At 71.3% G+C, this 14,147-nt stretch carries 10 protein-coding genes; 3 read left to right on the plus strand and 7 right to left on the minus strand.

Features of this window, described 5'->3' with window-relative positions; translation table 11 throughout:
* Nucleotides 1-213: 213 nt before the first annotated feature.
* Genes OEB96_RS29440 through OEB96_RS29450 form a run of 3 tightly spaced genes read left to right on the plus strand, consistent with a single transcriptional unit; the run spans nucleotide 214 to nucleotide 3,908 of the window.
* Nucleotides 214-2,223, plus strand: a complete 2,010-nt coding sequence (locus OEB96_RS29440; RefSeq protein ID WP_266220109.1) for a S8/S53 family peptidase — start codon at nucleotides 214-216, stop codon at nucleotides 2,221-2,223.
* Between the two features lie 33 nt (nucleotides 2,224-2,256).
* The gene (locus tag OEB96_RS29445) at nucleotides 2,257-2,961 is read left to right on the plus strand and encodes a sigma-70 family RNA polymerase sigma factor (RefSeq protein ID WP_266220110.1); all 705 of its coding nucleotides are present in this window, start codon (nucleotides 2,257-2,259) and stop codon (nucleotides 2,959-2,961) included.
* On the plus strand, nucleotides 2,958-3,908 hold the full coding sequence (locus OEB96_RS29450; protein ID WP_266220111.1) for a hypothetical protein: 951 nt from the start codon (nucleotides 2,958-2,960) through the stop codon (nucleotides 3,906-3,908). Before OEB96_RS29445 ends, OEB96_RS29450 begins: the two co-directional genes overlap by 4 nt.
* Nucleotides 3,909-3,946: 38 nt before the next feature.
* Here the strand turns inward: OEB96_RS29450 and OEB96_RS29455 are convergent, their stop codons facing one another.
* The 7 genes from OEB96_RS29455 to OEB96_RS29485 all read right to left on the minus strand — a co-directional run bounded on the left by OEB96_RS29455 (nucleotide 3,947) and on the right by OEB96_RS29485 (nucleotide 14,065).
* A complete protein-coding gene (locus tag OEB96_RS29455) occupies nucleotides 3,947-4,624 on the minus strand; it encodes a protein-tyrosine phosphatase family protein (protein WP_266220112.1) in 678 nt (225 codons plus the stop codon).
* 10 nt (nucleotides 4,625-4,634) lie between these two features.
* On the minus strand, nucleotides 4,635-5,939 hold the full coding sequence (locus OEB96_RS29460; protein WP_266220113.1) for a DUF1552 domain-containing protein: 1,305 nt from the start codon (nucleotides 5,937-5,939) through the stop codon (nucleotides 4,635-4,637).
* A 26-nt stretch (nucleotides 5,940-5,965) separates the two neighbouring features.
* Nucleotides 5,966-8,098: a phospholipase D-like domain-containing protein gene (locus tag OEB96_RS29465; protein WP_266220114.1), complete on the minus strand. Its 2,133-nt coding sequence runs from the start codon at nucleotides 8,096-8,098 to the stop codon at nucleotides 5,966-5,968.
* Between the two features lie 4 nt (nucleotides 8,099-8,102).
* The gene (locus tag OEB96_RS29470) at nucleotides 8,103-9,632 is read right to left on the minus strand and encodes a hypothetical protein (RefSeq protein ID WP_266220115.1); all 1,530 of its coding nucleotides are present in this window, start codon (nucleotides 9,630-9,632) and stop codon (nucleotides 8,103-8,105) included.
* A gap of 26 nt (nucleotides 9,633-9,658) precedes the next feature.
* On the minus strand, nucleotides 9,659-10,903 hold the full coding sequence (locus OEB96_RS29475) for an NAD(P)/FAD-dependent oxidoreductase (protein WP_266220116.1): 1,245 nt from the start codon (nucleotides 10,901-10,903) through the stop codon (nucleotides 9,659-9,661).
* Nucleotides 10,887-11,732, minus strand: coding sequence for an MBL fold metallo-hydrolase (locus OEB96_RS29480; protein WP_266220117.1), 846 nt, complete (start codon nucleotides 11,730-11,732; stop codon nucleotides 10,887-10,889). Before OEB96_RS29480 ends, OEB96_RS29475 begins: the two co-directional genes overlap by 17 nt.
* Nucleotides 11,733-11,794: 62 nt before the next feature.
* Nucleotides 11,795-14,065 carry a thiamine pyrophosphate-dependent enzyme gene (locus tag OEB96_RS29485; protein WP_266220118.1) on the minus strand — a complete coding sequence of 757 codons (2,271 nt, stop codon included), beginning with the start codon at nucleotides 14,063-14,065 and terminating at the stop codon, nucleotides 11,795-11,797.
* Nucleotides 14,066-14,147 lie beyond the last annotated feature (82 nt).

Here is a 14,147-nt window from a genome sequence, read left to right on the forward strand (position 1 = left end):
CGAGTCGACGCACCACGGGCTGATCCTACTATGCGCAGGCCTCCACACTGCGGCACTTGCGCTGTTGCTCCCGATCTCATCCATTCGTTCTGGAGGCCGCGTTGGAAGCAAGGACCACGATGGGTACGAGCAGCCATGCCGTCCCCCCGCCGTCTCGCCGTACTCACTGCCCTCGCGCTCTGTGCATGCTCCACCAAGAGCTGCGAATGCCCCGTGCCCGACCTTCCGAGCACGAGCACCACGGCCGGTGGCTCGACCGGAGGCCCCATCCCCGCGCCGCCGATCCCCGACCTCGAGCTGGATCGAGACCCGAGCCGTCCCCTTCCCCGCTCCTTCGTGGCCAAGATCGTCCCGGGCGAGAGCTGCCCCACCGCTCCACCGGGATGGGACCTCTCGCCACCTCCGACCGTGTCGTCGACCCGCCTGACCGAGCTGCTGGCCCGCTACTGCGCCTACCAGCTGCCATCCGACGTCCCCCACCCAGGATCGATGCCGTCCCTGAGCGCACCGCCCGGGGCCATCGAGCGGATCGCGGCCGACTACGCCGTGGTGCTGCCCCAGGCCACGGTGGTGCGAGGGACCGGCGAGGCCCGCCAAGCCCTGTTTCGCGAGCGCATGGGCGTGAGCTTCGTCCACGGAGCCACCAACGTCGCCGATGCCGACCGACCCTACGTGGCGATCGTCGACACCGCCGACCCCGACACGGCATGGCCCGGCAGCACCAAGGCCCAGCAGCACGGCTTGATCATGGGCGGGATCGTCAGCGAGATCCGCTGCCCCGAGGACGCGCCCGGCTGCGACAGCGGGCGGGTCTTCTATGAGCAGGCGTTCCCCTCGATCGAGCACGACCCCACCGCGCTCGAGGCCCGAGGAACCGTGTGGTCGCTCAACCTGGCCGTGCTCGAGGCGATCGAGCACTGGCGCGACCTCCACGACGACGCCCCGCTGGTGCTCAACATGAGCGTGGGCTGGCCGTGGGACGAGAACCAGTCCAGGGCGCTCGAGGAGCGCCAGGAGTCGCTCCTGTCCGGCAGGATGCGCGGGCAGTGGCTGACGCCGTCCGAGGAGGCGCTGCTGCTGACCCTGTCGTGGGCCTCGTGCCAGCGCGTGCTGGCGATCGCCGCGGCGGGCAACACCCGCGGAGGTGCCTGTGCCGAGGAGGGACCGATGGCGCCCGCCGCCTGGGAGGACCTGACGCCGCCGAGCTTCGACCAGTGCCAAGCGCTGCTCGACCCCGCCGATCACGATGCGCTCGGCACGAGGGACGAATTCGAGGCCAACCGCTTGGTCTACTCCGCCGGCGGCATCGATGCCAACGAGCAGCCCATCGTCAATGCTCGTCCGCTCAGCCAGCCCAAGCGGGTGCTCTACGCATCGATGGTCTCGGTCCCCACGGGAGACGCCGCACGGCCCTACTCGATGCCGCTGACGGGGACCTCGGTCGCCAGCGCGGCCTTGTCCGGGATCGCGGCCCAGTACTGGGGCATGCACCCCGAGCTCCGCCCGGCCCAGGTCATCGAGGCCATCACCAACGGATCCTCGACCATCGACTCGGGCTCGGCCGCGCAGTCCAGCTCGGCGCAGGTGCCCGTGATCCGAGCCGACCAGATGCTCTCCGGGCTCTACACCCGATCGTCCAATACCTACGAGCCTCCGTCGATCGCGTTCCAGCCGGCCACTCCCGACCCCGACCCCAACCCCAACCCCACCCAGCTCTCGCTGTCCCAGATCGCGAGAGTGACCCGCGGCTCCCGGGAGTGCACCAGCTACGCCTTCGCGGGCGCGGGGTCGACCACCGACGAGCCGTGGCCCGAGCTCGCCCCGCAGCCCCAGACGCCGATCTGTCCCACCTGCGACCTGAGCCATTCCGCGACGGGTGGCGCCACGCTCGACGTGGCCGTCGATCCCGAGTTCGAGATCATCACGACGACCGCCGTGCTCGAGCTGCACCTGCCCTCGGGGTCCGTCACCCAGGTCAGCCTCGATCTCGAGGACCCCTGCTCCAATCCGCAGGAAGGCCTGAACCTGCGGTCATGCCCGGATGTGAAGCTCTCGAGGTACGCACACCCCAGCGACGGCACCAAGACCCTCTCGGACTACGTGGTGGAGTCCGACGTCGGCGCAGCCACGCTGTCGTTCTACGTGACCGAAGACCGCTCCACGCAGCTCTACGGCAACGAGATCGACGTCTTCGACCTCGACGAGCAGTCGAGCCCGGACTGAGCCCGCGCGGAGCCGACGATGCCTGGCGTACCCATGCACGCGCTCGATGTCGCGGGGACGGGGGTGTTACCCTCCACCGGCACCATGACGCCGGCCGAGATCACCCGGGCCTGCGAGGGTGACGAAGAGCTGCTCGAAGGACTGGTGGGAGAGCTGCTCCCCGTGATCCGGCTCGAGGTCACCTACGGGCTCCAGCGCCGCGCTGCCTCGCACGGCCGCGACGCGAGACAGGACGTGGACGACTTCGTCCAGGATGTGCTGGTGTCCCTGCTCGCCGGTGGTGGTCGCCGACTCCGCGCCTGGGACCCCGACCGGGGCCGCTCGCTTCGCAGCTTCGTGCGCCTTTTGACCCGACGCCGGATCTCGCGGATCCTCGAGGGCTACCGGGGCAACCCCTGGGAGGGCGGCGCCGCCGAGGAGGCCGATCTGGTCGAGGAACGAGCGGTCGAGCCCGAGCGATTGTTCGCGCGGGTGCTCTCGCGACAGCAGCTCGAGCAGCTGATGGCCCGGCTCCGCGCGCGCTTCAACGAGCGCAGCCAGCTGCTGTTCGAGCTGCTCTACGTGGAGCAGCGCCCGGTGGCCGAGGTCTGTGACACCATGGACATGACCCGTGCCGCCGTCGATCAGTGGAACGTGCGGCTGCGCCAGCTCGTGCGCAAGCTGGCCGACGCGCTCGATCGGGAGCCGATCGGAGCGCCAACCGGGAAGCCGACCGGAAGGACGGTGGGGGAACGATGAGCGACGAGCTACTGCAACGGCTCGGCCGCGTCGAGCGTGAGAGCCGACCGGCCGAGGAGTGGGACGAGGTCCTGGAGGGTCGCATGACCGCCCTCGAGGCGGTGGAGCGAGGCCGGGCCCGGGGCGAGGAGGCCGACGAGCTCGAGGCGCGGGCCCGCGCCAGCGCGCCGCTTTCCGAGACCGAGCGCAAGGCCTGGACTCGGCGAGCACGAGCCGCCCTCGCCAAGGACGCGGAGGACGAGCCCCACGACGATGCTCCCCAACATGAGCCCGAGCCCGAATCCGAGCCAGAGTCCGCCGCGCCCGATGCCCCCGTCGATCTGGCCCGCGAGCGAGAGCGACGCCGGGCGTGGCTCTTGGGCCTGTCGACCCTGGTGATCATGGCCGCGGCGCTCGTGCTGTGGATCCAGGTCCAGCCGGTGCCTCGGGGCCTCGAGACGACGCCCGAGCCCTTGCCCTCGTTCTCGCTGTTCGTGCGCAACGACCTGCCGCGGGAGGTTCGTGGCGCCGACGAGGGCCCCGCCGAGGGGCCGCCCCGGTATCGATCCGATTCCCAGGTGCACTGGTCGATCCAGCCCGAGGCCCCCATCGCCGGTGCCGTGGAGCTGGCCGCCATCGTCCGCGGAGACGACGATCTGGCGTGCCTCGCCCGGCCAGTGGTGGCGCGGACGTCCACCGATGGAATCCTCGAGGTGCGAGGCACGGTGAGCGACACCCTCGGCCTCGGTGCGGGACACTGGACCCTCGAGCTGCTCGTCGCCCGGGCGGGAGCGCTGCCCGTCGACGAGCCCGGAGCCCGCTGCACCTCCCCTCGCCACCTCCCGTGCCCGTGCCCCCGTCCCTTGGAGCAAGGAGCGAGCATCGAGGCAGCCGTCCTCGAGCCCGCCCGCGAGCCCGCCGCGTGGCGAACGGTCGACGCGTACGAGATGCTGGTCGACGCGAGCTGAGGCGTGGCCGACCCGGCAGCGGGGCACGGCGGATCCGGTCACGCAGGTCCGTGCTCGCCGTGGCGCCGCGCGTGGCGGACGACGTACGCGACCTGCCCGGGCGTCTCCGGTCCGCAGCCACGAATCGCTCGAAACCGACGGATGGCCTCGAGCGGCTCGACGCCCCGCTGGACCAGGAGGCACGCGGCAAACACCCCTGCCCGCCCGCAGCCGGCTCCGCAGTGGACGTAGACCTTCTCGCCCGCCACGAGCGCCTGCTCGACCGCGTCGAGGGCGGCCTCGAAGGCCGCGTCGTCCGGCGGCACCTCGTAGTCGACGACGTCGACGAGCCGGAACCGCTCCCCGAAGCGCGCCGACCCCTCCTCGACGTACGTGGGCACGCGGTACGGCTCCGCCAGGTCGATGCGAGGTATCAGGCAGAGCACGTGGCGGATTCCGAACGCGACGAGCGCGTCGAGCTCCCCCTCGAGCGCCGTGGCGCGCCCGGGGAGCTGGCCGACCAAGAGCCGCCCGGACACGCCCGGCACCGGGACCTCGACCATCTGGAAGGTGATCTCGCCCGCTTCGTTCTCGAGCGTCACGATGGCCGCGGGATCCGGCGCGCCGGGTGGAGCATGGGCGAGCTGCGAGATCGTGGCGTCGTGCTCAACGAGCGCACGCAGCTCGTCGGTCACGGCACGGGGTGGCAAGAGGGCGAGGTGTGCGTCGTCGAGCATGGGGTAGACGCTACTCGCTTCGGTGCCGGCCCGACACCTCCAGCAGCTCGGCGATCGGCGCGGCTCCCAGGCTCGGGTGGCCAAAGGCGCCCAGCTCCACGCCCAGCGCGGCCGCCAGCGTGGCCGCCAGATCGGCCTGATCGGCGTCGACCTCCGCCACCCGGCCCGTCGTCATCGTTCCGCTGACGTCCACCACCACCACCAGCACCGCATTGCGCGAGTGCGCCGCGGGCACGCTGCCCAGCTCGCTCAGCCATACCACCAGGGTCGAGTCCAGCAGGCTCGCTCCCGAAGCCGAGGGCGTGGCCTCGAGCTGCCCCACCAGCGCCGCGAGGCTCTGCCCCCACCGCACGTAGACCGGCTCGGCTTGCAGGCTCGGCTCGCTGACCAACACCTCGTGGAAGGGCAGGCGCAGGCCGAGCTCGGTCCAGCGGATGCTCGGGATCCCCACGTCGACCGTCACCAGCTGCACCCGGGTGACATCATGGCCGAACGCCGCCGCAGCCAGGGCGAGCTGCGCGTCGAGCAGCCCCACCGGATCGTCCGCGGCGATCCCCGCGACGGCGTCGTGCAGCGAGTCGAGCGCGGGATCCTCGAGGCCTCCGAACATCAGCTCGAAGGTGGTGGAGGGATCCAGCCAGGGAGGGTTCGGCTGGTCGAGCCCCAGGTACGACACCCCCAGCGGCAGCGACGTCGGTGAAGGATCGCGCACCCCCAGGTGCACCGACGACAGCAGCGTCTCACCCGCGAGCGCCTCGCCGAGCACCACGTCGAGCGATGGACCACCGGCGTAGTGGGGGTTGAAGTCGGTGGCCTCACCGTTGACTCCGGTGCCCAGCAGGCCCCCCGTGAGCAGGCCCGCGCTGGCCGTGCTGTGATTGTCCATCACGTCGATCCCCTCGGGGTCGACCGCATGGCTCGAGATGCCCTCGACGATGAGCAGGTGATCGCTCCAGGGCTCGAGCGGCTCCAGCATCGAGCCCAGCACGAACGACTGCCCCGTCCCGCTCCACGCCTGGTCCTGGTAGAAGCCATGCGGCGTGTAGAAGACGAGGATCCGAGACGGCCCCTCCCGGGTGGGAGGGCCGCCCGTGGTCTCGCTGTCCGAGCCCGTGTCGTCCACGACCGAGGTCGACGTCGGCGCGGTCGTCCCGGTCGTGTCCTCCGCCGGCGGCACCCCGCTCGCGGTCGGCTCGCTCGGGTCGACCATCGAGGTCGAGACCTCCCCCGTCGACGAGCCCGCCTCCGGCGAGCCCGCAACCGAGGGGCCACAGGCAGCGACGACCAGGCTCACGGTGAGGGGCCAACGCACCACGCAGCGATCATACCCTCCCTCGTCTCTCACGAGTACAGCGTCTCGGGCCACAGCTGCGAGGCCAGCTCGCGCAAGAACCCCTCGCGTCGCCACTGCTCGTCCCTGGGATCGAGCGGCACTCCCCGCACGCTCAGCTGCTCGAGCTCGGCCTCCACCGCGCGCGCCACCACCGGGTCCTCCACCACCACGTTGGCCTCGCGCTCCCAGTAGCTCGCGGTGGCATCGAGATTGGCCGAGCCCACGCTCACCGCCAGGCCGTCCACCGTCATCAGCTTCGCATGTACGTACGGCCGCACCACCCCTCCGCGGCACACGATGAGCGGATGCGGAGCCACCACGTGCTCCCGGATCTCGGCCCCCGCGTGCAGCAGCGGCTCGAGCCGCTTCTTGGTCATGTACTCGAACGCCTCGCGATGCAGCGGTCCATCGAAGAACGTCCCGTCGCGCCGACGCGGGATCGCGCTGCCCGTCAGCATGCGCACCCGCACCCCGCGGTGCAGCGCGCGGCGCAGGGCCAGCTGCAGGCTGGGCAGGACCGGAAAGTCGTTGACCACCCACACGTGCGAGCGCGCCCCGTCGATCATCGCCTCGTAGGCCAGCATGGCCGCCGCATCATCGACCCCGTCGTGCAGCACCAGGCGTGCGCGCGAGGGCCCGGCCGCCGCTGGAGTCACCACCGCCTCGACGCCCCCGGGGGGCGGCTCGCCACCGGCCTCGATCCATCGCGCCACGAACGCGCGCTCGATCGCACCGCACAGCGGCCCCCGAACCTCCACGTGCGCATCGAACCATGGGATCCGGGCGTGCGGCGTCCAGTCGGTGATCGCGACCTCGTCGAAGCCCGTGTAGTACACGTCGGCCGCATTGCGGCCCCCCACCAGCGCGAGCGCGCCGTCCATCACCACCACCTTGCGATGGTCGCGACGCTTGAGCATCATGGCCTCGAGATCGTCCCGAGAGCTGATCGGCTGGGCCGAGACCACCTCGATGCCGGGCTCGGTCTGAAGCCCTCGCGCCACCGCGTTGGTGGCTCCGGCCACGCCATCGACCGAGTAGAGCGCATCGACCAGCACCCGCACCCGCACCCCGCGACGCGCCGCCCCGATGAGCCGCGCCGCGAGCCGATCGCTGAACGGGCCGTCGTCCACCTGGTAGTACTCGAGGTGCATCGAGGTCCGCGCCTGCTCGATCATCCCGAACAGCCGCTGCCGCGCGCGCCGGTTGTCGAGCTCCACGTGGCACGCATTGCCCTCGACCACCCGCGCGCGCCCCATGCGATCGAGCCTCGTCCCGAGCGCTGCGCTCCGCGGCTCGATCCTTCGCAGGTAGCGGGCGCTGGCCCTGCGCGCGGGGTTCAGCTCCTCGAAGCACTCGATCCGGGCCCGCAGCGCCGCTGCCACCGCCGCCTCGTTCTCCGAGACCAGCGCCCGCAGCGGCACCCCACCGCCCAGCAGCCGTCGCAGGGTGACGGCCAGGAACACCGCGCGAAAGTCCACCCCCAGCGTACGAACCTCGGCGGTGTCCTTGCTGTGGATCATGATCGCGGCCGGTGGTGCCGACAGGCGCGTGAGCTCGGCGCGCAGCTCCACCGTGCGATCGCGCTCGGCGAGGTCGAAGTAGAACAGCTCGCAGCCCTCGTCTCGCAGCGCCTTCAGCACGGGCGCCGCCGACGGCCGCTCCAGCACGAGCTCCACGTCCACCGCGAACGTGGGCCGATCGCCGATCACCTGCAACAGCAGCGGCATCTCCCCGCTGGTGCCGCCCACCTGCACCCCGTTGGCATCGAGCAGCTCGGTGTGCACCTCGTAGAGCCCCGGCGCGTCGGCGCGGTGCATCACCACCCCGTCGTCCTCGGGCCGCAGCGGCCGATCGAGCACGACCTCGTGCCCCACCCGCACCCGCCAGCGCTCCGCTCGCAGCCGCGCCACGCGATCGATCGGCGTCAGCAGGTGCACCACCTCGCCCGCCGCGGTCACCCGATCGGGCCCGCGCGAGGCCAGCAAGCGCCCCAGTATGCCCATGGCCTGCATGCCCGCGCGCCAGGTGTCGACCTCGCGCACGCCCTCGGAGATCTCGGGGTCGACGGCCTCCGGCCCGCGCTCGTTGCGGCTGCGAAACGCCTGGACCAGCTCCCGGAGCCGAAGACCGCGATCGGACACGGGATCATGGTAGCGCGGCCGGGCCGAACCACCGTAGCGGCCCGCGCGGCAGCAGGTTCTCGCCCCGTCGCTCGTCCTGCGGATCGAGCAGCAGCACCCGGCCCTCCGGAGTCACCACCAGCGGATGCCTGGACGTCCGCCCCAGCACCGTCCCCGAGGACACGTCGACGAGCTTGGGTCCCAGCATCACCCGCGGCCCCCGCCCGTACGGCAACTGACCGATCGCCACGCGTGTCCAGAACGATCCCACCGGATCCAGCGACGCCAGATCCAGCACCCGGATCTTCCGGAGTCTGCGGCGAATGGACTGGTCGTGATGCAGCAGCACTCGATCGGTGACGATCCCCACCACCCAGGCCCCCTCGGGCAAGCGGCGAAGCCGACCGGTGTCCATGTCGACGAGCAGCGGGCCGCCGTCCATGTGGACCGCCACCTGCCGGCCTTGGTCGTCGTGGAACGCCACCGAGGAGCCGAACTCGAACCGGCCCAGGTCCATGCGCCGGTCGGGTGCGGGTGTCTCCAGGCGCAGGTGGCCCGCGCCGAGCTCGGCCCCGGGCTCCTCGCACCACATGAGCATGCGGCTGCGCTCGGCATCGACGAACAGCGGCGTGCCCTCGCACGACGGCATCTCGACGTCGCGATCCTCCGCGGGCGTCCACCACGTGGCCCCCCAGTCGGGCGTGGGACGGACGAGGCTCGCGCCCATCGGCTGGTAGTCGCCCGGGCGCCGCCCGACCTCCGTACCGTCGGTCCGCAGCACCCGGGTCACGTTGCGGGCCCCATCGGGCACCTCCTCCGGCCCCGTGCACGAGAGGAAGGCATCGACCTCGTAGCGCCACTGGCCCGCCTCTGCCGCCGGGCCACCATCGTGCACCGTCATCCCCACCGCGACCGCATCACCGCCCGCCATCAGCCGGGCCCACGACAGGCCCCCCGCCCCGGGATCGATCACCTGGCGCGTGCCGTCGGTCAGCTGCTGGAGCACCAGCCGCGGGCCCTCGGGCGTCGCATCGGGAACCAACACCGAGCCTCCATCGGCCGCGAAGCTCACGAAGCAATCGGGATCGGAGCCGAGCAGCGCCGCCTGGTCGGGCCCGGTCGGTAGCGGCTCTGCGTCCCCCACGGCGCCCTTCGGCCACGCCACCAGCTCGGTCCACGTCCCGGCCGCCACGTCCACCACCTGCAGCTGGCCGCTGCGCAGCACCACGAGGTGACGCTCGCTCGGCGACACCCAGTAGCGCTCGATGATCACCCCCGGCGCGTCCCCGACCAGGAGCACGAGCGGGAACGCGGCGGGATCGTGCAGCGACCTCTCATCCCTCACGGGCGGGCCATCGACCGCGGGAGACTGGCTGATCACCATCCACGAGCCATCGCTGGCCGCCTGCCCGTGCCCCAGGTCGATCTGCGCCGCAGTGCCCAGCGTCTCCCCGGTCGCCACGAGCTTGGGAGCACACCCGAGCACGAGCGATGCGACCATCGCCGCCACCGGAAGGATTGCACGCGCGCACTCGTGGCGATCGTTCATCGTCATGGTCATTCCCCCTGCTCCATCGCCCCTCACCCCCACGGCGCATAGCGATCGAAGTACTGCCGCATCAGCCACCGCCGAAACCACACGTTGATCCCCGGCAGCTCCACCCGCGCCCCCCCGTACACCACCAGCGACCGCCCCCCCAGGCTCACCCCGTAGGCGAACCGCGGTCGCAGCACGTGCGGCGTCAGCCCCTGCTCGGGCGAGCGCATCAGCGCCAGGACATTGCGCGCGACCAGCTTGGCCTGCCACAGACACTCGATCGCCCGCTGCATCGTCGGCCACTCCCCGGTCCCTCCCACCACCCGCACCGCATCGCCGCACGCGAACACCTCGGCGCTCGGCTCCCTCAGGGGAAAGCACTGCAAGGTGGGCCCGACCTCGAGCCACCCTGCCTCCGTCCGTGGCAGCCCCAGGTGCTCGAGCACGGGCGCCGGCCGGATTCCCCCGGCCCACAGCGCCGCCGCGCACGGCAGGCTCTCCTCGGAATCCCCCCGCAGCCGCACCGCACCGGGCTCCACCGCCGTGAGCCGCGTGCCCAGCCGCAGCTCCACGCCCTCGGCCCGCAGCACCGCCGCCGCCTTGCGCCCGACCCCCGCCGCCAGCTCGGGCAAGAGCCGCTCGCCAGCGCTCACCAGCGTCACCGCCGGCACCCGCCACCCATCGGGTCGCTGCCGCCGCAAGTGCGCCAGCTCGCCCGCCAGCTCGACCCCCGAGATCCCGCCACCCACCACGACCAGTCGCGGCGGATCGCCCGTCTCGACCCGCAGCACCCGGTCGAGCCGCTCGCGAGCACGCTGCAGCTCGTCACCTTGCTTGTAGCGCAGCAGCCGCTCCCCTCCGGGCAGCGAGGGCGGTGGCGCGAGCGTCGAGCCGAGCGCAACCACCACGAACCGCGCCACGATCGTCGTGCCCGAGCCCAGCGTCACCAACTTTCGAACGGGGTCGAACGCGACCACCTCGTCCTCGATGAAGCGCGCCCCCGGCAGCGAGCCCACGAACTCCGCGGTGGCAAGCTCGGTCGCCTCCATCGGCATCCGCCCGCACAGCCGCTCGTGCACCAGCGGGATGTAGCCGTGCCGCTCCTGCCGGTCGACCACCACCACCTGCAGCGCCTTCCCGCTGCGTCGCTGGAGCTGCAGGAGCACCTCGATCCCCGCGAAGCTCGCCCCCAGCACCACCACGTCGCAGCGGTGTGCCACGCCCCCGTCGCGGCGCCGCGGCAGATCGCCACCGCCGCCCTCATTCCCTCCCTCAGCTTCCGAAGACATGCACCTTGTCCCGTACCGCTGCGGGAAAGCGCTCTCGTACGATCCGCTCGGCCTCGCTGCGCGTGTGCCGAGGGCTGCGGTGCACCAACACCAGCGCCTGGCCCTCGAACTGCTCGGCACGCTCGATGATCTCGTCGACGTGGGTGTGCCCCCACTCGCGCACGTCCTCCGGGCCCCGCCGGTCGTCCCAGCCCGTCACCTCGTGCACCAGGACCTCGCACGTTCGCACCAGCGGCTCGCGATCGAACAGCTCGATCTGGGTGTCACCGGTCACGCACAGCAAGGGCGTCACGTGGGTCTCGGTGATGTCCTCGCCCGCCTTGCGCCGCGCCGCCAGCTCGGGCCCCGGCCGCCCCTGCAGCTCGGGACGCAGGCGCTGGGTGTGGCGCTCGATGATCCACGCCAGCGAGGGCACCCGATGCACCGAGCGCACGCAGCGGGCCAGCCCCTCGCGGATCTCCACCGCATCCCCCGGTGCATGACCGTGCAGGTCCACCGGGATCGAGAAGTCCTCGATCTCTCGCCACGCCGCGAAGATCCGCTGCAGCGGATCGAGCACCTCCATCGGCACGTGCACCTCCGGAGGCGACTGCTTGACCATGTGCCGCTGCGAGACGAGGTACGGCAGGCCCCCCAGGTGATCCTGATGACCGTGCGACACGAAGATCGTGTCGTAGCGAAGCTGGCCCCCGATGCGCGGGGCCACGTCGAACATCAACCCCAGCTCGGGAACCATCAAGCACGTGCAGATGCCCCCTCGGGTCACCCCCCGCAGGGTGAGGCCCTGCACGTGCAGCTCGTCTTCGCCCTGGTCCAAGAACGGGTCCAAGATCGGGGTCCAAGTTCGGGGTCCAAGCCGCGGGTTCGAGCCGAAGACCGGGCCACCCCGGCTCAGGCCACGAAGCTCCGGTTCGGGGTCCACAGCACCTGCGGCGGCGCGGCCGTGGTCGCCGAGACCGCTGAAGCCGCCGATTGGAGTCGAGTCCTCAGCACGATGCGTGCCGCGTCGACCACCTTCTGCGGCGACACCACCAGCATGTCCTCCAGGTGCACGCTCTGCGGGATCCCGGGCACGGCATCCTGCCCCAGCACCCGCGTGATCACGTGGCGCTCGCCGTAGTGCTCGTGCACCGCCCCCTGGAGCTCGCGCCCCAGGCTCGAGAACACGCGATCCTCGTGGACGACGAGCAGCCGCCCCGTCTTGCCCACGCTGCTCAGCACCGCCGGCATGTCGGGCGGGACGATCGTGCGCATGTCGATGAGCTCCACCGAGACCCCGTCCTCGGCCTGCAGCCGCTGCACCGCGTCCTGGCAGAACAGCGTGCAGCGCCCCCAGGTCACGATGGTGAGATCGCTGCCCTCCTGCAGCCGCGCCGCCTTGCCCAGCGGCACGCGGAAGTCCTCGGGCAGCTCGGGCGCATGGCCCTCGAACGCGATCGCGCGCTTGAGCTTGCGGATCTGCTCGGGGTCGGTGGGCTCGCCGGGGAACGCGTCGCCCAGGGTCATGCGATAGAGCCCCTTGGACTCGAAGAACAGCACGGGGCCGGTGTACTCCGCGGCCGTGCGCAGCAGGCCATACACGTCTCGCGAGCTCGAGGGCGCCACGATCGTCAGCCCCGGGATCGCGCCGTAGAGGCCCTCCATGCACATCGAGTGGTAGACCGCCCCGCCGTGCAGCGGCTCGACCGGCAGCCGCACGATCACGTTGGCGCGCACGGTCGAGTCGGAGGTCCACAAGAGGTTGCCCAGGTGCACCAGCCAGTGCAGCGTGTTCAGGCTGTAGTCGGAGAACTGGATCTCGGGCAGCGCCGTGGCACCCTCGTGCAGGGCAAAGCCCAGCGCCGAGCCCAGGATGAACGGCTCGTTGATCGGCGCATCGCGAACCTGGCGGGGGAAGTCCTCGATGAGGCCCTTGGTGGCCTGCATCACGCCGCCCTTGCGCCCCACGTCCTGGCCGTAGATCCACGTCATGGGGTTGTTGCGCAGGATCGCCCCCATCGCCGCCCGCACCGCGCCGTTGATCGAGATGATGGTGCGCCGCCCGGTGCGGGGCGCCTCGACCACCGCCGGGTAGGGATCGCGGATGTTGTCGAACGTCCGCTCATAGCTCGGGTGCGGCTCGGACTCGGCCACCTCCATGGTGTGCACGATGTACGCATCGGCCTCCGCGCCCATGCGGCCGAGCTCGTGGCGCGCGTAGTAGTCCTTGCTCTCGCCCTCGCGGCGCCGGATCACGTCGCCGTCCTGCAGGATTCCGCGGTCGCACAGCGCCTGCCCGAAGTCGATCAGCGGGTCGTACTCGTGGAACTTGAACGTGACGTCGGCGGCCGAGCTGTGATCGTTGAGCCGCGACAGGTTGCGCACCCACAGCAGCGCCGGGCGCTGCTGGTCGCGGCAGTAGGTGGCCGCGGTCCGGGTCACCTCGAACACGTCGAGGAAGTCGTTGCCGTCACAGGTGAAGTAGGCGAACCCGAACGCGCTGGCGTAGGCCTCGAAGTCGCGAATGCCCCGGCCGTCCTCGGGCTCGACGCTGATCGCGATCTCGTTGTCGGTGATCGTGAGCAGCCACGGCAGCTGGAGGATCGAGGCCCCCGTCATGCCCTCGTGCAGATCGCCCTCGGCACAGGTGCCGTCGCCGATGATGCACTTGACCACCGCGTTGGCGTGCCCCTTGTGGCGCAGGCCCTGGGCGTAGCCCACCGACTTGGAGATCTGCATGCCCAGCGCCGACTGCACGGGCAGCGTGTTGTGGCGCATGTCGTTGAAGTGCGCCGTCATCTGGCGACCGCCGCTCCAGGGATCGGTGGCCCGGGAGAGCTGCTGCCGCATGTGATCGAGGTGGAAGTCCTGGTAGCCCCGAAGCCGGCTCCACATCGCCAGCAGCGACGCGGACCGGTAGTGCCCCGCGATCGCGAATGCGTCGGGGTCGACCACCTGGTGCAGGGCCAGGGCGGCCGCGGTCCCGTGGATCTCCTCGCCAGGGCCCCAGATGGCGAACTTGACCCTACCCTTGAGGCACTCCTGGACCACGCGCTCCACGTGAAGGCGCGCCATGCACGCTTCGCGGTACGCCAGTCGCAGCAGGTCCGGAGTCAGTTCGGAGAATTCGTCGAGGCGGCCGAGGTCGTACTTCGACCGGCCGGGCGAGGCGGCGTCGGGCATGGGCCAGAGCTCCTTTTCATGCGTCGGCTGCGGCCCCCACGGCCACGTCGACACGCGCCGAGCCTATGCGAAAGGCACCGAC

This window comes from Paraliomyxa miuraensis, from assembly GCF_026337845.1.
GTDB lineage: Bacteria > Myxococcota_A > Polyangia > Nannocystales > Nannocystaceae > Paraliomyxa > Paraliomyxa miuraensis.

Excerpts from the sequence above, each read along its gene's own strand:
- OEB96_RS29445 (WP_266220110.1), top strand. The coding sequence starts at position 2,257 with ATGCACGCGCTCGATGTCGCGGGGACGGGGGTGTTACCCTCCACCGGC.
- OEB96_RS29475 (WP_266220116.1), bottom strand. The coding sequence starts at position 10,903 with ATGTCTTCGGAAGCTGAGGGAGGGAATGAGGGCGGCGGTGGCGATCTG.
- OEB96_RS29470 (WP_266220115.1), bottom strand. The coding sequence starts at position 9,632 with ATGACGATGAACGATCGCCACGAGTGCGCGCGTGCAATCCTTCCGGTG.
- OEB96_RS29485 (WP_266220118.1), bottom strand. The coding sequence starts at position 14,065 with ATGCCCGACGCCGCCTCGCCCGGCCGGTCGAAGTACGACCTCGGCCGC.
- OEB96_RS29455 (WP_266220112.1), bottom strand. The coding sequence starts at position 4,624 with ATGCTCGACGACGCACACCTCGCCCTCTTGCCACCCCGTGCCGTGACC.
- OEB96_RS29450 (WP_266220111.1), top strand. The coding sequence starts at position 2,958 with ATGAGCGACGAGCTACTGCAACGGCTCGGCCGCGTCGAGCGTGAGAGC.